We start from the raw sequence: 19,719 nt of genomic DNA on the forward strand, positions 1-19,719 counted from the left end.
CATTGGTCGGNGTCAGCGTCGCGGTCCAGGTGATACCGCCGTCGCTGCTGCTCACCGCGCTGAGCGTACCGTTGGCGATGGTCAGGTCGGCGTTGGTGAAACCGCTCACTGCTTCGGAGAAGGTGATGGTCACCAGCGACGTTTCGCCGATTTTCAGCGCATTGTCGGCGACCACAATGGTGGCGGTCGGTAGCACGGTGTCGATGGTGTAGTTGCCGGAATTGGTGGTGCCGCTGCCTGCGTTGCCGGACAGGTCGGCCACGCCGGTGTTGNCCAGGCGCACGACGTTGCTGGTGTCGGTGATGCCGGCGGTCGGCGTGAAGGTCGCGGTCCAGGTGATGCCGCCATCGCTGCTGCTGACTGCACTCAANGTGCCATTGGCAACGCTCAGGTCGCTGTTGTCGAAGCCCGNAATCGCTTCGGAGAAGGTCACGGTGACCAGGGTGGTTTCGCCNGCGCTCAGGGTCGGGTCGGCAATCACGATGGTCGCGGTGGGCCGCTGGCTGTCGATCACATAGTTGTTGGAATCGGTGGTGCCGCTGCCNGCGTTNCCGGCCAGGTCGGCGATCCCGGTGTTGTCCAGCGTGATGAGGTTGGTCGCATCGTTGACGCTCACGGTCGGCGTGAAGGTCGCCGTCCAGGTGATGCCGCCATCGCTGCTGCTNACGGCGCTCAATGTGCCGTTGGCGATGGTCAGGTCGGCGTTGGTAAACCCGCTGACCGCTTCGCTGAAGGTGATGGTNACCAGCGAGGTTTCGCCGATTTTCAGCGCATTGTCCGTTACCACGACGGTGGCCGTCGGGCGCACGGTGTCGATGGCGTAGTTGTTCGAATTGCTGGTGCCGCTGCCGACGTTGCCGCNGCCGTTTTGTACGCCGCGGTTATCCAGGGTGATCAAGTTGGTGCTGTCGGTGATATTGCTGGTCGGAGTGAAGCTGGCCGTCCAGGTGATACCGCCGTCAGCGCTGCTCACTGCCGTCAAGGTGCCATTGGCGACGGTCAGGTCGGCGTTGCTGAAACCGGTGACAGCCTCGGAGAAGGTGATGGTCACCAGCGAGGTCTCGCCTATGGTCAGCGAATTGTCCGCGACCACGATGGTAGCAGTCGGCGCCCTGGTATCGATCATGTAGTTGCCGGAGTTAGATGTGCCAAAACCATCGTTGCCGGACAGGTCGGCCACGCCGGTGTTGGCCAGGGTGATGACGTTGGTCAGGTCATTTACGCCAACGGTGGGCGTGAAGGTCGCGGTCCAGGTGATGCCACCGTCGCTGCTGCTCACGGCGCTCAACGTGCCGTTGGCAATGCTCAGGTCGGCGTTGGTGAAACCGCTCACTGCTTCGGAGAATGTGATGGTCACCAGCGACGTTTCGCCCGCGGTCAGGGTGGTATCGGCCAGCACAATCGTGGCGGTCGGACGCACCGTGTCGATGGCGTAGTTGTTGGAATCGGTGGTGCCGCTGCCGGCGTTACCCGACAGATCCGCGATGCCGGTGTTGTTCAGGGTGATCAGGTTGGTCGTGTCGTTGATGCTGGCGCTCGGGGTGAAGGTCGCGGTCCAGGTGATGCCGCCGTCGCTGCTGCTNACGGCGCTCAANGTGCCGTTGGCGATGGTCAGGTCGGCGTTGGTGAAACCGCTCACCGCCTCNGAGAAGGTGATGGTCACCAGCGAGGTTTCGCCGANNTTCAGGGCGTTGTCGGCCACCACGATGGTCGCGGTTGGACGCTGGGTGTCGATGGCGAAATTGTTGGAATTGGTGGTGCCGCTGCCGGCATTGCCCGAAGCGTTTTGCACGCCGCTGTTGTCCAGCGTGATCAAGTTGGTGGCATCGGTAATGGTGGTGGTCGGCGTGAATGTGGCGGTCCAGGTGATGCCGCCGTCACTGCTGCTCACCGCACTCAACGTGCCGTTGGCAATCGTCAGGTCGGCATTGCTGAAACCGCTCACCGCCTCGGAGAAGGTGATGGTCACCAGCGAGGTTTCGCCGATTCTCAGCGCATTGTCGGCGACCACGATGGTGGCGGTCGGCAATACGGTGTCGATGGTGTAATTCGCCGAACTGGTGGTGCCGCTGCCCGCGTTGCCGGCAATGTCGGCCACTCCGGTGTTGTTCAGGGTGATGAGGTTGCTGGTGTCCCTGACGCCGACCGTCGGCGTGAAGGTCGCGGTCCAGGTGATGCCGCCATCGCTGCTGCTGACTGCACTCAACGTGCCATTGGCAACGCTCAGGTCGCTGTTGTCGAAACCCGTCACCGCTTCGGAGAAGGTGATGGTCACCAGCGAGGTTTCGCCCGCGGTCAGGGTGGTATCGGCCAGCACAATCGTGGCGGTCGGACGCACCGTGTCGATGGCGTAGTTGTTGGAATCGGTGGTGCCGCTGCCGGCGTTGCCCGCCNGGTCGGTGACGCCGGTGTTGTCCAGGGTGATCAGGTTGGTGNTGTCGGTAATGTTGCTGGTCGGCGTAAAGGTCGCGGTCCAGGTGACGCCGCCGTCGNNGNTGCTCACCGCGCTCAGGGTGCCGTTGGCGATGGTCAGGTCGGCGTTGGTGAAACCAGTGACCGCCTCGGAGAAGGTGATGGTCACCTGTGAGGTCTCGCCAATCGCCAATGCGCTGTCGGAGACCACGATGGTGGCCGTGGGNCGCAGGGTGTCGATCACGTAATTGTTCGAGTTGGTCGTGCCGGTGCCGGCGTTGCCGGACAGGTCGCTGACCCCGGTGTTGTCCAGGGTGATCAGGTTGGTTGTGTCGTTGATGCTGGCGGTCGGCGTGAACGTCGCGGTCCAGGTGATGCCGCCGTCGCTGCTGCTCACGGCGGTCAACGTACCGTTGGCAAGGGTCAGGTCGGCGTTGGTGAAACCGGTCACTGCCTCGGAGAAAGTGATGGTCACTAACGACGTTTCACCGATTTTCAGCGCATTGTCGGCCACCACGATGGTGGCAGTCGGACGCAGCGTGTCGATCACGTAATTGTTGGAGTTGGTCGTGCCGGTGCCGGCGTTACCCGCAATATCGCTGACGCCGCTGTTGTTCAGGGTGATCAGGTTGGTGGTGTCCCGGACGCCGACCGTCGGCGTGAAGGTCGCGGTCCAGGTGACGCCGCCGTCGGCAGTGCTCACAGCGGTCAAGGTGCCGTTAGCGATGGTCAGGTCGGCGTTGGTAAGGCCGGTGACTGCTTCGCTGAAGGTGATGGTCACCAGCGAGGTTTCGCCGATTTTCAGTGCGGTGTCGGCCACCACGATGGTCGCGGTCGGGCGCACGGTATCGATGGCGTAGTTGTTCGAATCGGTGGTGCCGCTGCCGGCGTTGCCGACCAGGTCGCTGACCCCGGTGTTATCGAGGGTGATCAGGTTGGTCGCGTCAGTGATGCTGGCGGTTGGCGTGAAGGTACCCGTCCAAGTGATGCCGCCATCGCTGCTGCTCACGGCCGACAAGGTGCCGTTGGCAATCGTCAGGTCCGCGTTGGTAAAACCTGTCACGGCCTCGCTGAAGGTGAAGGTCACCAGCGACGTTTCGCCGACCTTGAGCGCGGTGTCGGTGAACACGATGCCGACGGTCGGGCGCGTGGTGTCGACAACATAGTTATTGGAGTTGGTAGTACCGACGCCGGCCGTGCCCAGGCCGTTGTTCACCCCGGTGTTGTCCAGGATGATGAGGTTGGTCGTATCGGAAATGCTCGCGGTCGGCGTGAAGGTGGCCGTCCAGGTGATGCCGCCATCGGCGCTGCTGACGGCGCTCAGGGTGCCATTTGCAATGGTCAGGTCGGAGTTGGTGAAACCGGTCACGGCCTCGGAAAAGGTGATCGTCACCAAGGACGTTTCGCCGATGCTCAGGGTGGTGTCAGCGACCACAATGGTCGCGGTCGGCGGCGGCGCATAAGCAGTGTTGAGTACACCGCCGTCGTTGAAGATGGTCGAAACGGAGGTCGGCGAAGTGCCGGTTGTACCTCCACCCTGCGCGGTACCGCCTGCTCCACTGGCCGCGGCATTACCAGACAGGGCCGCGAAGTTGGCGGCCGTGATCAGCAGCGTGCCTTTGTTCCAGATCGCGCCGACGCCCCGGCCGCCGATGCCGCCATTGCTGGCATTGCTGCCTTGGCCACCGCCACCGCCACCGCCACCACCGGCGCCGATGTTGTTGCTGATGGTCGAAGTGCCGATGATGGTAATGGTGCCGCTGCTGGCGTTGTAGATCCCGCCCGCCGCGTTGCCGCCGGCGCCACCGACTTTGTCCCAACCGGCACCACCGCCCCCGCCGCCAATGGAAATCGTGCCATTGGTGGCCGTCGAGCCGTTACCGCCGTTGCTGTAATAGGACACGCCCAGCCCGCCCGCGCCACCGGTGCTGGTGCCGCCGCGACCGCCCATGTGCGTCGCGTCATAACCGCCGCCGTAGCCGCCGGCATTGGCGCTGCCCGCCTGGCCGCCCAACGTGCCGGTACCCGGCCCGGCCGAGCCACCATGCCCACCGTTCTGGCCGCCCAAACCGCCGCCACCACCACCGCCACCGCCGTAAAAAGCACCCGTGACACCGCCGCCGCCACCGCCGCCGGAAGCGGCATTGGAGGTCACGCTGACGTTGTTCAGGGTCAGGATGCCGGCGTTGAAAATCCCCCCGGCCATTGCCCCTGCGGCACCGTAGCCACCGTTGCCGCCCGTTCCCGCCACCAGGCCACGGGTAATCACCAGGCCATCAAGGGTCACGGTTCTGCCCGCGGCAATTTCAATCACCCGGGTCCGGTACTGACCGTCGAGAATCACGTCAGCCGCGCCGTCATTGTTCAAGTCGCCATCGACGGTGATGTTCTGGCTGATCAGCAGTTCGGACGTCAATTGCACTGTCATGCCGCTGCTGAACGTGACGATATCGCCGTTCTGCGCCGAGGCGATGGCGGCACGCAATGAGCCGACACCCGTGTTGCCGTTGTTGGTGGCGGTCCAGGTCGCCAGGCCCCATTGATACTCGCTCATGGCCGTGGTCGACAGCATGTTGGCGCTTTCGATGTTGCCGGTGACAATTTCCAGATCCCAGTCGCCACCGACCCCGGTACGGTTGCTGGACGCGGCCACATCACGGCCGGTCAATTGCGCCAGCGAGTCGACAAAACTCAAGCCGCGCTCACCTTCGGCGGTGTAGCAGCCGTAGATCATGATGTCGCCGCCGGCATTCATGTCTTTGCCGATGTCCGCCAGCACTGCACTGCGGGCCGCGACGTTGTCGGCCGACAGATAGCTGTCGCCCAGCCACAGATCGCCCGCGTTGCCGTGGGCAATGATCTGCACCGAACTGATGCCCTGATGGGTGTCCAGATAATCGGCAATCTGTTGCAAGCCGTCCCGGCTCGCGTCCAGCTGAACCACTTGAGTGCCAGGTGCCACGCCCTTGAGCAGGCTGTCGGCGTCCTTGACCCGGGAATCGACGAACACCACGCTCTGCCCCGGTACGGCAACGGGTGCCGTGGCGGGCGCGGCATCGGCCTGGCCGTGGGTGTCTTTGCTGGCGACCGGCTGATCGTTCGCCGGCGCTTTGGCTGCGTCGGCCGTGGGATGGCTTTCAGGCTGGGCGGCGTCCGCCACGGTGGCCGCAACCGCGCCGTCGAACAGCATTCGCGGCTCCAGGGACATGATCATGGGTGAGGCCAGCGCCCGTGCGCCTTCGGTAACTCGCGACTTGCCTTTGCTCCACCACATGCTGCTCACCCGGACTCGAACTTTCGTGACGCGTAAATGAAAATGCCGCGATCAACTGATCGCGGCATCGGCCTTCATGCGAATGACATTGGCGGCGCTGGCTGAGCCATCGAGCCAGAAGGACAACTCTGCGTATTGCTTGAACAAGTCCGGCGGCAAAATCGTGCGCCGCGATTGCAGTTCGACCCTCGGCTTGACCTTGTGCAGGCCCGAGACGCCGAGGGCCTGATCGAACTCCGGCGCGTCGTAGGCGAGGTGGTCAAAGTCATGCTTGAACCANGGCTCGCCGATAAATTCGTAGACCAGCCGCATCACCCGCTCAGGCGCCTGGGACAGTAGGTCGTAGTCGACGATCAGCAGCGACTCGGCGTGTTCGCCGTAATAGGCTTCCTTGAGCGCAGCCCAGGCAAACCCCACCAGGCGATTGCGCTGGGCCAGGGTTTCGCAACGGCTGTAGACGGTGTTGCGCTCGATCGCGTCGCCGAACAGCTTGGTGTTTTCAAAGGAGTTGGCGCGGTACAAACGCTCGATGCTGTCCATGACCCAGGCGACATTGCGCACACAGGCAATGACCTTGGCTTGCGGGAACAGGTCGCGGATCGCCGGCAGGCGCGAACTCCATAGCCGGTTGGTGTCGAACACCACCGGTTTGTCGGCTTTGTCGGCGTAGAAGGAGTCGAACAGACCGCGCAATAAACGCCGGCGCAGATCGGTATCGATCACCGCGCCAAACTCACTGCCGGCGCTGCATTGCCCCAGCACGCCGTTGAACAGGGTGCCTACAGGGCTGCTCATGCCGGCGTGAAAACGCGGGTTCTGCAACAGGATCGCAGAGAGCAAAGTGGAACCGGAACGCGGCAAGCCGGAGATAAAGTGGTACTGCTGCATCCCTTCACCCAGTCATAAGTCCTTTATGTATGACGGAGCGTAGACTATGAATGGCCGTAGCAGTAGTAGTGTTTTGATATCAAATCGAAGCTAAATCATCGGGAAACGGTGATTTTTGTTCCTGATTCAATGCAAGACGAACACGCGCGCATTGGCGCCACCTGCCTGTGTTTCGCCAACGCTCTGCCAACCGGCGGGTAACGGCGCAAACTCGTCCGGCACACCGACAGTGCCGATCAACCAAACCCGCCCCGTGCCTTTGGGCAAATTGCCAAGGCTGTCGAGGTAAATGTCCGGGGTCACCAATGTACCGAAGCCATAAGCATTCGGCCGGCTCGACGCACCGCCCGATAACGGTGGCGTGTACAGCAACGGCTTGGCGTCGGTGCGGTTGTAATAGACATAGCTGAGGTACCAAAGCATGTCGCTGGTGACGATCCGGTCACCGGCAACGAAGTGCTGGTTGACGTAATTGACCATGACGTTGAACTGATCGTTGCTATCGACCGTGGCGTTGTTATTCAGGCCCACCAGTTCGACACCGACAAACAACACCAGCACCGTCAGGGCCAGCACCCGGAACCCTGAGTACAGGCGATCGATGGCCAGTGCGGCAATCATCGGCAGGCCGAGGGCGTAGGCGGTGAGGTAGCGCTCGATGAACACCGGCGAGATCCACGACACCGAAAACACCAGCAAAAACGGCAAAACGGTATAGATCACCACCAATGCACTGCCCCGAATCACGCTGCGATCCCGCGCCAACGCCACCCACACCAAGGCCAGCAACGCCACGGGTAACGTGATAAAAATCAGGGTCGGCAGGTTCTCGCCATCGTCCTGGATCAGGAACGACCAGATCATCGACGGCAACGAAGCGAACGTGACTGGTGCCTCCCACCCCACATCGCCATTGGCCTTGAGCTGATCCACGTGCTGGACCAGATCAATCAGGCTCGGCACCCAAGGCAAGTACAACAACACAATCGCCACGTTCGCCAGCCACCAGCCGGGGCGTTGAATATGCCGCAAGCGATAACCAGGCTGCAGGCGGATCACCCCCAGATACAGCCAGTGGCAGAGTACGCACAGGGCGGTGAAATAGTGGGTGTAGAACGCCGCGCTCATGAGCAGCACATACGCCACCAGATAACGCGTGCGCCGGGGGTATCGGATCCAGTAGACCAAGGCAATCGTCGCGCCAATCAGCCACAGGCCCAGCAGCGAGTACATCCGCACTTCCTGGCTGTATCGCACCGCTGTGGGCAGCAGCGCCAGCAGCAAACCGGCCAGCAGTGCGGCACGCCGGGTGGCAAGCAAATCCATCAGCCAGACGCCGAGCCACACCGTGGCAATCCCGGGCAATGCACTGAGCGTGCGGATGGAAAAAATACCGTCGCCGAACAGCTCGACCCAGCCGTGCAGCAACATGAAATACAGCGGCGGGTGCACATCGTGGGCGGCGTGCAGCCAGATTTCGCCGAGAGAATATTGGCTCAGCAGCAGGCTGGAGCCTTCGTCACCCCAGATGGCGGCCGCCGTCAGGTCGTAGAAACGCACCAGCGCGGCCAAGGCCAGGATCGGCAACAGCCAATGTTCGCGCACCCACCGAAGCAAGCGCTTGACGCTCGCCCAGGCACCGGGTGGAGCTTGCGGACCCTGGGTGCCGTCAAGTGGCAATTCTCTGAACGCCTCCATTGCCTCCCCTCAGGACTGCCAGTGAAAAAGCGTGAAGCGTGTCATCACTGTAGGACAGCGCCAGCGCCGCCGTCGATGCTGGCTTTACGACCAACGACATCTGGTAGCCATGGGGATCAACTACGCTCTGGCTTGGCGTGACCCAGCCACGGAGATGAATGGAGTCGGCTGATCAGCGCGATCCGCCCGGATAACCGGGCCTAACGTGACGCTTCAGACACTAACCTGAGGGATAAGGAACTATGGAAGTATTCATGGGCACTATTCAGCCTTTCGCCTTTAACTTTGCCCCCAACGGCTGGGCCCTGTGCAACGGCCAGACGCTGGCGGTCCAGCAATACAACGCGCTATTCGCCCTGCTCGGCGTCAACTTCGGCGGCAATGGCAGCACCAACTTCATGCTGCCCAACCTGCAAGGCCGAATGCCGATAGCACAAGGCAACGGGCTGAACCTGACCCCGCGCGTCATCGGCGAGTTCTCCGGGACCGAGAACGTCACCGCGACCATCACCAACCTGCCGAATCACACCCACGCCTTGTCCGGGCTGACGGCCACCACGACCCTGCAACTGGCCAGCCCGGCGAGCAACCCGGTCACCACGCCCACCGCGACCAACTCGTACATCGGTGCTTCGGGCGGCGGCCCGGGCTCGGCGAGCATCTTCTCCGATGCGCAAGGCGCTGCGGCGGTACCGCTGAAGGGCGTGGCCACTGCCGTGACGGGGGAAATCTCGTCTGCCGGTAACGGCCTGCCAATGGAAACGATGAACCCGTACCTGGTGCTCAACTTCAGCATCGCCTTGAACGGGTTATTCCCTTCTCGTAACTGAGGTCTGGCCGGGGGTTCAAATCCCCCGGCCGTTTTTTTGGGAGTGACGCCATGTTGCAACTGGTTCAAAGCCAACACTTTCAGACCCTGCTGGGCAAGACAGGCACGCTGCGGCTGCCGGATGGCAGTGAGTTGCCGATCCATATCGACACGCTTGAAGAAACACCCCGTTCGCAAATGCCCAAGAGCGAGCGCATGCCGTTCAGTGTCGGGGTCAACAGTCTGGAACCCACAGCGTTTGTGGATGGGTTGTGCACGCTGGAGTTGCCGGAGCTGGGTCAGGTGGAAGGCATTTTTGTCTCCCGAGTGCCGGCCATGGGGCGTGACCCGGGCAAGGGATATTTCTACATTGCCTTCAACTGAACACATCACCGCCCTCCTGAAGGAGCGAGCTTGCTCGCGATAGCGATGGATCATTCAACATCTATGGCGACTGACACGCCGCCATCGCGAGCAAGCTCGCTCTCACAGGGGACAGCGGTGTTATCAAAATTGTGGATACCACACCAACCGCTCCGCCGCCGGGTTGCGCTCTTCAACCTGGAAACCCAGCGCCAGGTAATGCTGGCGCGCATGGGGGTTGCTCGCCCAGACCACCGTGGCCACCGGGCAGCGGATCTGTTGGGCGGCTTGTTGCACGCCCTGGAGCACCTTTCGCCCATAGCCCTGGCCGCGAGCCCGTGGAATGAATGCCAGGTACAACACGCGAATTTCATTGGGGCCAAAATCGGTGGTCAGCGCACCGATGGCGGTATCGAGCTTTTCAATCACGTAATGCATCGCGTTGGGGAAACGCTCTCCCAAACCTTGTTCCTGCACCTGAAATTGCTGGGCGACCACCTGCTCCACCACTTCCCGCTCACCGTCGATCCACTGCAGATCCGGCCGCGCCGCCTGGTAAAGACTTTGCAGAAAAGGTCCATCGCTGCTCCGCGAGGGCCGCACCACCAAACCATCGGCCGCCACTGAATCGGTAGTTGCCATCAACTGCCCTCCTTAGAAACCGCTTTCCCTGACACCCAGCGCGGCCATGCGTCGCCAGGCCACGCCCAACAATGATTCGCCGCGGCCCTGCAACACCACCACGCCGCGCAAGGGCTGCATCGGCGTCGGTGCGGCTTCGAGGGTGCTCAACCGCGCCCCGTATTGCCCCTGCACCGGTTCAGCCCGTTGATGCGCATCCCGGCGCACGGCGATCGGCCCGTGGTGATCGGACGTCAGCGCTTCCTGATCGACATAGGCCGCGCCATTGGTGTCGATTTCGGTCAATTGCACGGCGATCGCCGGGTGCATCGGATCATCGGCGATGAACCGGCCGGTGGCCCCCGGCGCCACGCGCCACAGTTCGGCTTCGGCCAGATAGCCACGCAACCGTGCGCCGTCTTCAACGACACGCGCCAGAGGATCCTTGGTCGACAGCCAGCGACCGACCATCAGTTGCGGCAACAGATCGCGCACGGTGCCGGCGTGGGGCGCGCGCAGTAGCAGACGTTCACGCTGGGCGGCCAGCCCGCGATAGTCGGCCACCGCCTCAGCCAGGCGTTGCTCGACAATCCCGGCGTCGGCGGCGGTTTCGCTGCGACTGGCCTGACGGCGCATCTGCAACTGCTGGATCTGGATTTCACGCCGGACGATGGTCTGGCGCGAGTCCAGGTCCGGCGATTCCAGTTCGATCAGCACCTCTCCCTGCGCAACCACCTGACCGTCATGCACATTCACCGTTTTGACTCGCGCCGCGACGGGCGCGTGCAACGCACTGGCGCGTCCCGCTTCCAGCATCGTCGGCAACTCCACCGCACTGCGCCACGGCAAAACCAGCACCAACACCAGTCCGAGCAAGGCCAGACCACTGAGCAACACACGGGGTGCATACGCCTGCTCGCGCCGGCTCCACCATTGTCGCCACTCCTTGAAAATCGGCAGGAAGATGAACCACACCAGCTCAACCAGCATCAGGAAGATCCCGAGCAGCTTGAAGAACAGGTGATACACCGCCAGGGCGATCCCGAAAAACAATGCCGCACGCCATAACCACGCGCCATATCCCCAGATCAGCAATCGGCGCTGCATGTTCGGCGACCACGGTTCCGGCGCCGCAGCCCCATAGCCGAACAAAAACTCGCGCAACCGCCACCGGCACAAGGCAAAGGCTCGCCCTTGAAGGTTGTCCACTTCCCACAAATCACTGATCAAAAAGTAACCATCAAAGCGCATAAAGGGGTTGAGGTTGATCACCAGCGTGGTGATCCAGGTGGCACTGGCGAGCATGAACGCCGCGGTGCGTCCGGGACCGTCCGGCAGCAGTGACCAGACCAGCAGCGCGATGCACGCCAGCAGCAACTCGGCCATCACCCCACCGGCGCCGATCATTAAACGTGCGCGGCGATCATTGACCCGCCAGGCATCACTCACGTCGGTGTAGAACATCGGCAGCAACACCATGAACGCCACACCCATGCTCTGCACCCGGCAGCCAGCGCGCTTGGCCATAAAGGCATGGCCGAACTCNTGACAGAGCTTGGCAAAGAACAACGCCACACCGAACGCCAGCGCGCCGCCGAGGCTGAAAAGATGCGGGAAAGTGGCGATAAACCGCTGCCAGTCCCGAGACACCAGAAATACCCCAAGCCCCAACGTCGCGGGCAATCCATAGCGCAGCGCGCGTGGGCCGAAGCGTTCCAGCCACGGCCAGGCACGATTGAGAAACGCGTCCGGGCGCCACAGGGGAATGCGGAAAAACAGGTATTGGTGCAGCAGAATCTGCCACAGCGTCTGACGCTGGGCGGCCGCCTTCAGGCTGTAGCTGGCGCGCTGTTGCGGATCAAGCGCGCTGATCAGGTCATGGCCACGCAAAAAGCCCAGCAACTGCTCAAGCTCCGCGCCATCGAGTGGCAACCCGGGCTCGCGGTTGGCGGCGCGCAATACCTGCTCGGGATCCCCCAACGACCAATGACGCAGCAACCGCATCGCGGCGGCACCGAGTTTGAAATAGCGCCCGCGCACCGGGTCGGCGAGGGTCCAGCGTGGCGAGCCATCGAGGGCCGGGGTCGCCACGGACAGTTGCAAGTCGGCCCGCAGGCTCGGCAGGCTCATCTAAAGCCCCACACTCTGGCGCAACCCGGCCAGAGGTCGACGCAGCAAGTACAACGCCAACGGTGCACGGTCGCCGAAAACCTTCGCGGTGCCGCGCAGACCGATGCGCGGCGGTGTGCCCTCGAAATTCGCATCCAGGCGATAAGCCAGTTGTCCGGCAGCGGTGGGTTGCGCCTCATAGGCCGAGCGCTCGAGTTTCGCCAAGTGCCGCTGCAACGGATCACTGTCGAGAAACAGCGCGACTTGCGCGCCGGGTTCGAGGGATATCGCGTCACCCACCGCCAGTTCGATGCGCAACTCGGCCTGGGTCGGGTCAGCGATTTCCATCAGCCGCTCGCCGGTCTGCACCGGTTTGCCGGTCCAGCGCTCCGCGTCGGCGAACACCGCGATACCGCCGCGCTCGGCGCGGACTTCACTGCGTTTGAGCAGTTCGCGGGCGTAGTCGCGTTCGGCGCGTTTTTGCTCGACCCGGGCCGCCAGCAGGTCGATCTTCGAGCTGGACTCGGCGTCGGCGAACGAGCGTTGGGAATTGGCCTTCAGTTCAGCTTCGGCCACCCCCAGGGCGCGCGCCGCCACATCCGCCTGGGCGGTGAGCGTGGTGCTTTCGAAACGCAGCAGCAGGTCGCCAGTTTTCACCGCCTGATTGGGCTTGACCAGAAACTCGGCGATCACCCCATCCAGTGGCGCCGCCACCACTTGCCCGGCCAACGGCACCACTTCGGCAGGCGCCAGCACCGATTGGCGCACGGGGATCAGCAACCCTAGCAACAGCACGGCGACCAGTGCCACCCGACGTTTTCGGGTCCAGCGCAGCCGCCACGGTTTGCGCGGTTGCAGCGCCAACCAGGCATGGCTGTACGTGTCGCCCAGTTGCGACAGCAGCACTTGCTCGGAAGGGTTCCACGGCAGGTCCCGCGCCAGCCACAGCCCACCAAATACTTCGCCCTGGTGATCGATCAGCGGCAGCCAAAACACCTGAGCCGCCGAAAGACTTTGCCAATCGGCCTGAATCGATTCGCTGAGGACGTTCGCCGGGATCACCCTTGCCTGCTTCAGCACACCGGCCTTGAACAACTGCGCCACGGCTTGCTCGGCGAACGCCACGAACGGCGCATTCGGGTCCACGGCACTGACACCCGTCACCGCCTGCACCTTGCCGGCAATCAACAGCGCCGCATGACGAAAACCAAACAGCGCCTGCCCGTCATTGACCAGGCTGTAGGCCAATTGCGCAGGCGTGCGCGCAGCGCGGGTCAGGCGTTCGAGATCAAGAAACCTGGCGAAGACCTGTTCTGCACCGCCCGCCACGGGCGCGTTCATTTAAGCTCCGCGAAACGCGCCGTGCCGCTCATGCCGGCCAGCAAACCGTTGGCATTGGGCAGTGTCGCAACCAGCAACAAGGTCTGGCTGCCTTCATCAATTCGAGCGCCGAGGCGTTTGACTGTGGCATCCAGCGCTTGACCGGTTTCATCGGGGACAAAGCTGAAGGTCTGACCGGGCTTGAGCCGGGCCATCCAGCGTGACGGCACCAGCAGATGGATTTCCAGGGTGCGATTGTCGACCACGTCCAGCAACGGCGCACCGGCAGGCACGCTTTCATAGCGCTTGACCTTGCGTTGCACCACTTGGCCGTCAAACGGCGCCAGCACGCTGCAGCGTTTAACCTGCACCTGGTAGACCTGNGACTGCGCCTGCGTCTCGCTGACCTTGGCCTCGGCCCGAGCCACTTCGAAACGCCCGACCGAATTCAACGCCGCCAGCTGTTTGTTGTGGGACAGCTCTTCACCCGCACCACGGTTGGCAGCCTGCGCCGCATTGAGCTGGGCCTGGTAAGCCGAACAATCGAAACGCGCCAGGGTGTCACCTTTCTTGAACGACTCGCCCTCGCTGAACGGCANCTCGACAATGCGCCCGGACAACTCACTGGCGAGCACCGCCTGATCCCGGGCACGCAACACGCCCCGGGCCTCACTGCTGGCTGTCGCATTGCTGCCAGCGGGGCTGTTTTCCAACAACGGATCGTCTGGCGCGGGCGTTTGCGCGTGTACTGCGCAGGTCACAACGGTCAATCCAATAACCCAAACACAAAAACGCCGCATAACCGTATCTCCCTGACGGATGAGCGGAGTCTATGACAGGGTGGGTAGGCGTCAAGTGGATAGCCGACACTTGTTGGAAAAGCGAAGTATCGGGAAAGGTCTCGTTGGCTAGAAGGGTATCAACCTATCGAAAATATAACCTTGATGGAATATTCCACAGGGTGCATATTCCGCCCCATGAAAATCGATACGGAGAGCAGCGATCGACACTTCAAACCTTTATCGAAATGCAGCACCTCAACACTCTTCCTGTAGCAATTACTAATAACTCAGGCCGATAACGCCTTGACCATCACCAAGGTCGGCGATCAAAACTGACTCGCCGGCGCTGGAAATCCTTCAATCGAGTCAAATGTTGATCAGCCAGTGGGTTGACGTATATGACACACCCGACTTAGGATTCCCCAACTGAACCCCGTACGCAGAGATTAAATTCACTGGCCGTTGGGGTGAAGAAACCGGCTTCGGCCGGTTTTTTCGTTTCAGAGGATTGAGTTTGTGCGAACCGCGTTTTTTGTCGATGGCTACAACGTGTTCTATGGATTACTCGCGGGCACGCCATACAAATGGCTCAATCTGAAAAGTTTGCTGGGCCATGTCGCTTACATCGAGAATCCCCAAAGCTCATTAATCTCGGTTGATTACTTCACCTCATCCGTCAAGCCAGAGCTTGCAACTCGCGGCCGAGCCTCCAAAGAAGCTCAAGACACCTATTTGCGTGCATTAAAAGCAACCAACGTTGCCGTTCACTATGGTCGCCATAAGCTTGAGCCCGCGAAAGCACCTCGCTTCATTGACAGAAAAACTGGCGCCTCTCGCCAAGACAAAGTCGACATCTGGAAGCTTGAAGAGAAAGAGACAGATGTCCACATTGCGATCAGCATGTATCGCACAGCCGCAAGACAGTCCAAGTTCCATGCTAATAAACAAATCGAACAGCTAGTCCTGGTATCCAGTGACACAGACATGACTCCAGCCCTGAAAGCAATTCGAGAAGATTTTCCTGACATGAAAGTCGGGGTCATTCTTCCTCACCGTGCCGAGTTAAACCGCCCATCACCAGGTTCTTTGAAGGATTCGACTCACCACTGAACCTTGTACGCAGCAATTAAATTCGCTGGCCGTTAGGGTGAGAAAACCGGCCTCGGCCGGTTTTTCCGATCTACCCCACGAAATTAACGCTGTACCGTCTCTGCCAACGGATACACCGATTCCCACCCCCCACCCAACGCCTTATACAAACCCACCATCGCCAACGACACCCCGGTCGAGCTCTCCACAAGCTGCTCCTGAGTCGCCAACAGCGCGCCTTGCACCGTGAGGACGTTAACGAAGTCCACCACCCCTTCCACATATTGCTGTTGCGCGGTGCTCAGTGCTATCTGGTTCTGGCGCACCGCTTCGGCGAGGCTGTCGCGGCGCAGTTGCGTGGCGTTGTAGCGAGTCAATTGGTCGTCAATTTCATGCCAGGCGCGCAACACGGTTTGCTGATACGCCAGGGCCGCTTCCTGTTGCTGGGCTTCACGCAGGTTCAACATGCCTTGCAGGCGCCCGCCATCGAACAGCGGCAGGCTGAATTGCGGGCCGATGCCGAACGCACGCGAGCCCCAGGAGCCGAAATCGCTCAGTTGCATGGCTTGCGAACCGATGTTGCCCGACAGGGTAATCCGCGGATAGAAGTCCCCCTTGGCCACGCCGATGCTCGCGGTGGCGGCATGCAGGCGGGCTTCGGCCTGGCGGATATCAGGGCGGCGTTCAGCCAGTTGCGACGGCAGTCCGATGGCGACCTGGCGCGGTGTTGAAGGCACGGGGGTGTCTGTGGATAACTCGGCGTGGAGCGCTTGAGGCGGTTCGCCCATCAACAAGCTCAGGGCGTTGATCAGTTGTGACTGGCGCTGTTCCAGCGCGGGCAAACGCGACTCGATGGCGGCGACTTGGGCAGCCGCTTCGGCGACATCAAGGTCAGTGGCAACGCCGTCGGCCAGACGCAGTTGCGAGAGTTTCAGGCTGTGCCGGGCAACCTCGAGGTTTTGCTCGGTAACGGCCCGCGTGCTCTGTACGCCGCGCAGTTGAATATAGTCCTGAGCGGTTTCGGCGAGCACCGACAGCAGCACCCCACGGCGATCGTTTTCCGCGACTTCCAGGGTCGCGTCGGCGGCTTCGGTTTCGCGGCGCACACGGCCCCAGAAATCCAGTTCCCAGGAGGCGGAGAAGCCTGCATCCCATAGGTTAAACGCCGAATCGCCGTTGTGACCCGATGGATCGTTCAGGCCTTCGCCGCTGTTGCGTTTGCGCCCGTAACTGCCGGTGGCGGCGGTATTTGGGTAACGGTCGGCCGTGATGACCTGACGCGCCGCACGGCTTTGCTGCAAGCGGCTGCTGGCAATTTTCAGATCGAGGTTATCGGTCAAGGCGCGCTGGGTCAGGGCCGAGAGTTTTGGGTCGTTGAAGACGTCCCACCAGCGTTCGTTCATTTCGGTGGATACCGCTTCGCTGGCGGCGGCTTTTGCTGGTTTTGACCATTCAGTGATTTGTTGGGGTTGAGGCTTCTGGAAGTCGGGGCCGATGGTGCAGGCTGACAGGCTCATGACCAGCAAGGCGCATAAGGTGAGTTGAAGCCACTGGCCTCTTCGCNNCATCGCTGAACCACCTCGGACGCAGTCGCCCCACTGGCCGTATCAATCCTCGCCTCCACCGACATCCCCACCCGCAACCGCTCGGCCAATGCCTGCCCCGGATCCAGAACGATCTTCACCGGAATGCGCTGCACCACCTTGGTGAAGTTGCCGGTGGCATTGTCCGGCTTGACCGAAGCAAACGTCACACCGGTCGCCGGCGCGATGCTCTCGACGCGCCCCGTCAGAACCTCGCCTCCGAGGCTGTCGACACGCACTTGCACATCCTGCCCAGGCTTCACATCGGTCAATTGGGTTTCCTGGAAATTGGCGACCACGTAAGCCTGTGCCAGGGGCACCACCGCCAGAATCTTGCTGCCCGGCGTCACATAAGCGCCGACCCGCACCGCCCGTTCGCCCACCATGCCGTCCTGAGGGGCAACGATGCGCGTGTAGGACAGCTGATAGCTGGCCATTTCCAGCGCGGCCTGGGCACGTTTGAGTCCGCCTTCGGCCGCATCACGCTGAGCCGTCAGGATCTCAACCTGCTTGCGTTCCGCCGCCAGCACCGCCGTGACGTTGGCCAACCGCGCGGAGGCCTGATCGATGCGNGTCTTGGCCTGCTGCGCGTTCTGCACCGTGCCCGCCCCCACGCCGGCGAGGTGGTTGTAGCGGTTCAGTTCATGCTCGGCGAAGGCCACTTCGGCGCGGTCNGACACCACCGTGGCCTGGGCCTGAGCGATCACCGACGTCTGGCGTTCAAGGGTCGCCTTAGCGTTTTGCAGTTGCGCCCTGGCCACCAGCGTTTCGGCGTCGGCGGCTTGGGCGGCGGCACGCAGGTCGCGGTCATCGATCAACGCCAACAATTGGCCGGCTTTTACGCGCTGGTTGTCTTCCACCAGCACTTCCTTGATGAAGCCGGCCACACGCGGTGCGACCAGGGTAAAGTCCGCCGAGACAAAGGCATCGTTGGTGTTCTGTTGCGTGCGCTTGCCGAAAACACCTGGCGCCAGCAAGTAAATCAGCACGCCGACCGCCACCACTGCGGCGACGCCGACAGCCACTTTTTGCTTTGTTTGAGTCGTCATAAAAACCTTCTGTTTCAGTGAAGCGTTCATGTCGGTGCGCGCGGTGGATAAATTCGCGTCGGCAGCCAGAAAATCAGCAGGATCAACGTCAGCGCGACGCCGGCCATGCACAGATAAAGATCCGATGAAGTCAGCACCACGGCCTGCTCATGCAGACGATGGGCAAGGCCAGCGCTGTCGCTATTAGCCAGAGGTGAGTTGCCGAGGTTGTCCACCAGCACGGTCGAATGGAAATGCAGCCTTGCCGTGGTCAACGCCTCGATTACTCCGGTGGCGACCACCGCTGACAGACCTTTCACGGTGTTGAACCAAGCCGAGGCGTAGGGGCCCTCCATGGGTTGGATGCTGCCGGTCGAGAGCATCAGCAGCGGCAACACCGCCATCGGCTGACCGAAGATTTGCAGCCATTGCAGTGCGTAGAAATCGTCGCGAATCCACACCGACGTCAGCTGCGAACCACCGATGCACGACAGCGCCAACATGCTCAANCCGATCCCCAGCACCCACCGGCAATCGACCCAACGCAGGTTGCACAGCGCCGCCACCAACGGCAACGCGATCAACTGCGGCANCGCCGCCAGCAGCATGATCGGCGCGGTCTGAACCGGGCGATAATCCTGGACCTGTGCCAGGTAGCTGGACGGAATGATGATCACCGCCAGCAAGACCACCAGCACCCCGGCCAGGGTCAACAAGGCGAACGCCAGGTTGCGGATGCCGAGCATCTGCATCTTGAAAAACGGGATCGGCTGCGACCATTCGTTGATCAAAAACAGCACCAATAGCAGCAACCCACCGCCGAGCAATCCGCAGATCAGGCTCGACTCGAACCAGTCCAGCCGATTGCCCTGCAACAGCCCTATCACCAACATGCAGATGGCCGGGAAACCCAGCAGCAGGCCGCGCCAGTTGAACTGCTTGAAACGTTCCAGGCGCAACGGGTCTTGCGGCAAGCCGTAGGCCACCGCGGCCATGGCAATCAGGCACGGTGCGATGATTTGCCAGAAGGTCCATTGCCAACCGACGTACTCGGTCCACAAACCGGCCAGAGGGGTGCCGAGCCCCGGGCCGAAGGTGGCCGTCAGCGCATACCCCGCCAGACCGTAAAGCTTCACGTTGGCCGGTAAGAAGCGCAGCGCCACGGTCATCAGCATCGGCGGCAACGCGCCGCCGGCCAGGCCTTGCACGGTACGCAGNGCCAGCAGGCTTTCGTAGTTCGGCGCGAACGGGCACAACACGCCCAACAGGGTGAAGGCGCTGATGGCGCAAAGGGTGAAGCGCCGCAGCGAGAAGGTCACCGAGCACCACGGTGCAAAGGCCATGGCGGCGACCGAGGTTGCGGTGTAACTGGCAACCAGCCAAGTGCCTTCGTCGTAGCCGATGGCCAGTGCGCCGCGGATGTCGGCCAGCGCAACCTTGGTCACCATCTCGTTGAGGCCTGACACCAACACCGCCAGCAACACGCCCACCAGACCGATGATGATTCGCGGGCCGAAGACGGGCGGCGTTGCGGCGGTCGGACTGGCCGCGGCGAGAGGTGCCGTGACCGTGAGGGAAGTCATTGACTGCAAGCTCCGGGGTTTGAATACCGAAGCATTTTAAGAAGCGCGAGACCTTACGAAAATTGACTTATTGGCAGGTTATAAGTGCGTTTCATGCAGTAATACAAAACCCTGTGGGAGCGAGCCTGCTCGCGATAGCGGTCTGACAGTCGACCTCTGCG

Annotated in this window: 13 protein-coding genes; 3 read left to right on the forward strand and 10 right to left on the reverse strand. The window is 61.9% G+C overall.

Features of this window, described 5'->3' with window-relative positions:
• From B7L09_RS16450 to B7L09_RS16460, 3 genes are all read right to left on the reverse strand, one after another.
• On the reverse strand, positions 1 to 5,686 hold a 5,686-nt coding region (locus B7L09_RS16450), incomplete at its 3' end, for an Ig-like domain-containing protein (RefSeq protein ID WP_141213477.1).
• 51 nt (positions 5,687 to 5,737) lie between these two features.
• Positions 5,738 to 6,574 carry a sulfotransferase family protein gene (locus B7L09_RS16455; protein ID WP_094469728.1) on the reverse strand — a complete coding sequence of 279 codons (837 nt, stop codon included), beginning with the start codon at positions 6,572 to 6,574 and terminating at the stop codon, positions 5,738 to 5,740.
• A gap of 126 nt (positions 6,575 to 6,700) precedes the next feature.
• Positions 6,701 to 8,272 carry a glycosyltransferase family 39 protein gene (locus B7L09_RS16460; RefSeq protein ID WP_094469729.1) on the reverse strand — a complete coding sequence of 524 codons (1,572 nt, stop codon included), beginning with the start codon at positions 8,270 to 8,272 and terminating at the stop codon, positions 6,701 to 6,703.
• Between the two features lie 242 nt (positions 8,273 to 8,514).
• On the opposite strand from B7L09_RS16460, the gene B7L09_RS16465 reads away from it, so the two are divergent.
• Both B7L09_RS16465 and B7L09_RS16470 read left to right on the forward strand, forming a co-directional pair.
• Positions 8,515 to 9,102, forward strand: a complete 588-nt coding sequence (locus B7L09_RS16465) for a phage tail protein (protein WP_094469730.1) — start codon at positions 8,515 to 8,517, stop codon at positions 9,100 to 9,102.
• Positions 9,103 to 9,152: 50 nt separating this feature from the next.
• Positions 9,153 to 9,464 (forward strand): DUF6916 family protein, encoded by a 312-nt coding sequence (locus tag B7L09_RS16470; RefSeq protein WP_094469731.1) that lies wholly within the window; start codon positions 9,153 to 9,155, stop codon positions 9,462 to 9,464.
• Between the two features lie 123 nt (positions 9,465 to 9,587).
• Here the strand turns inward: B7L09_RS16470 and B7L09_RS16475 are convergent, their stop codons facing one another.
• From B7L09_RS16475 to B7L09_RS16490, 4 genes are all read right to left on the reverse strand, one after another.
• Positions 9,588 to 10,085, reverse strand: a complete 498-nt coding sequence (locus tag B7L09_RS16475; RefSeq protein ID WP_094469732.1) for a GNAT family N-acetyltransferase — start codon at positions 10,083 to 10,085, stop codon at positions 9,588 to 9,590.
• 12 nt (positions 10,086 to 10,097) lie between these two features.
• Entirely contained in the window at positions 10,098 to 12,194 is a 2,097-nt protein-coding gene (locus tag B7L09_RS16480; protein ID WP_094469733.1) for a biotin/lipoyl-binding protein, read from the reverse strand.
• Positions 12,195 to 13,514, reverse strand: coding sequence for an efflux RND transporter periplasmic adaptor subunit (locus B7L09_RS16485; protein ID WP_094469734.1), 1,320 nt, complete (start codon positions 13,512 to 13,514; stop codon positions 12,195 to 12,197).
• Positions 13,511 to 14,293 carry an efflux RND transporter periplasmic adaptor subunit gene (locus tag B7L09_RS16490; RefSeq protein ID WP_094469735.1) on the reverse strand — a complete coding sequence of 261 codons (783 nt, stop codon included), beginning with the start codon at positions 14,291 to 14,293 and terminating at the stop codon, positions 13,511 to 13,513. Before B7L09_RS16490 ends, B7L09_RS16485 begins: the two co-directional genes overlap by 4 nt.
• Positions 14,294 to 14,791: 498 nt before the next feature.
• Here B7L09_RS16490 and B7L09_RS16495 point away from each other — a divergent pair, with 498 nt between their 5' ends.
• Positions 14,792 to 15,385 (forward strand): NYN domain-containing protein, encoded by a 594-nt coding sequence (locus B7L09_RS16495; protein ID WP_094469736.1) that lies wholly within the window; start codon positions 14,792 to 14,794, stop codon positions 15,383 to 15,385.
• A gap of 83 nt (positions 15,386 to 15,468) precedes the next feature.
• On the opposite strand, the gene B7L09_RS16500 is transcribed toward B7L09_RS16495, so the two are convergent.
• The 3 genes from B7L09_RS16500 to B7L09_RS16510 all read right to left on the reverse strand — a co-directional run bounded on the left by B7L09_RS16500 (position 15,469) and on the right by B7L09_RS16510 (position 19,558).
• Complete coding sequence (locus B7L09_RS16500) at positions 15,469 to 16,932, reverse strand: efflux transporter outer membrane subunit (protein ID WP_141213478.1); 1,464 nt, start codon at positions 16,930 to 16,932, stop codon at positions 15,469 to 15,471.
• The gene (locus B7L09_RS16505) at positions 16,878 to 17,996 is read right to left on the reverse strand and encodes an HlyD family secretion protein (RefSeq protein ID WP_094469738.1); all 1,119 of its coding nucleotides are present in this window, start codon (positions 17,994 to 17,996) and stop codon (positions 16,878 to 16,880) included. Before B7L09_RS16505 ends, B7L09_RS16500 begins: the two co-directional genes overlap by 55 nt.
• Positions 17,997 to 18,022: 26 nt before the next feature.
• Positions 18,023 to 19,558 (reverse strand): MFS transporter, encoded by a 1,536-nt coding sequence (locus B7L09_RS16510; RefSeq protein ID WP_094469739.1) that lies wholly within the window; start codon positions 19,556 to 19,558, stop codon positions 18,023 to 18,025.
• Between the last annotated feature and the right edge of the window lie 161 nt (positions 19,559 to 19,719).

It is taken from the genome of Pseudomonas mandelii (assembly GCF_002251635.1).
GTDB lineage: Bacteria > Pseudomonadota > Gammaproteobacteria > Pseudomonadales > Pseudomonadaceae > Aquipseudomonas > Aquipseudomonas mandelii_B.

What these genes read in the sequence shown, in the direction of transcription:
- B7L09_RS16460 (WP_094469729.1), bottom strand. Translation starts at nt 8,272, where the DNA reads ATGGAGGCGTTCAGAGAATTGCCACTTGACGGCACCCAGGGTCCGCAA.
- B7L09_RS16465 (WP_094469730.1), top strand. Translation starts at nt 8,515, where the DNA reads ATGGAAGTATTCATGGGCACTATTCAGCCTTTCGCCTTTAACTTTGCC.
- B7L09_RS16470 (WP_094469731.1), top strand. Translation starts at nt 9,153, where the DNA reads ATGTTGCAACTGGTTCAAAGCCAACACTTTCAGACCCTGCTGGGCAAG.
- B7L09_RS16475 (WP_094469732.1), bottom strand. Translation starts at nt 10,085, where the DNA reads ATGGCAACTACCGATTCAGTGGCGGCCGATGGTTTGGTGGTGCGGCCC.
- B7L09_RS16485 (WP_094469734.1), bottom strand. Translation starts at nt 13,514, where the DNA reads ATGAACGCGCCCGTGGCGGGCGGTGCAGAACAGGTCTTCGCCAGGTTT.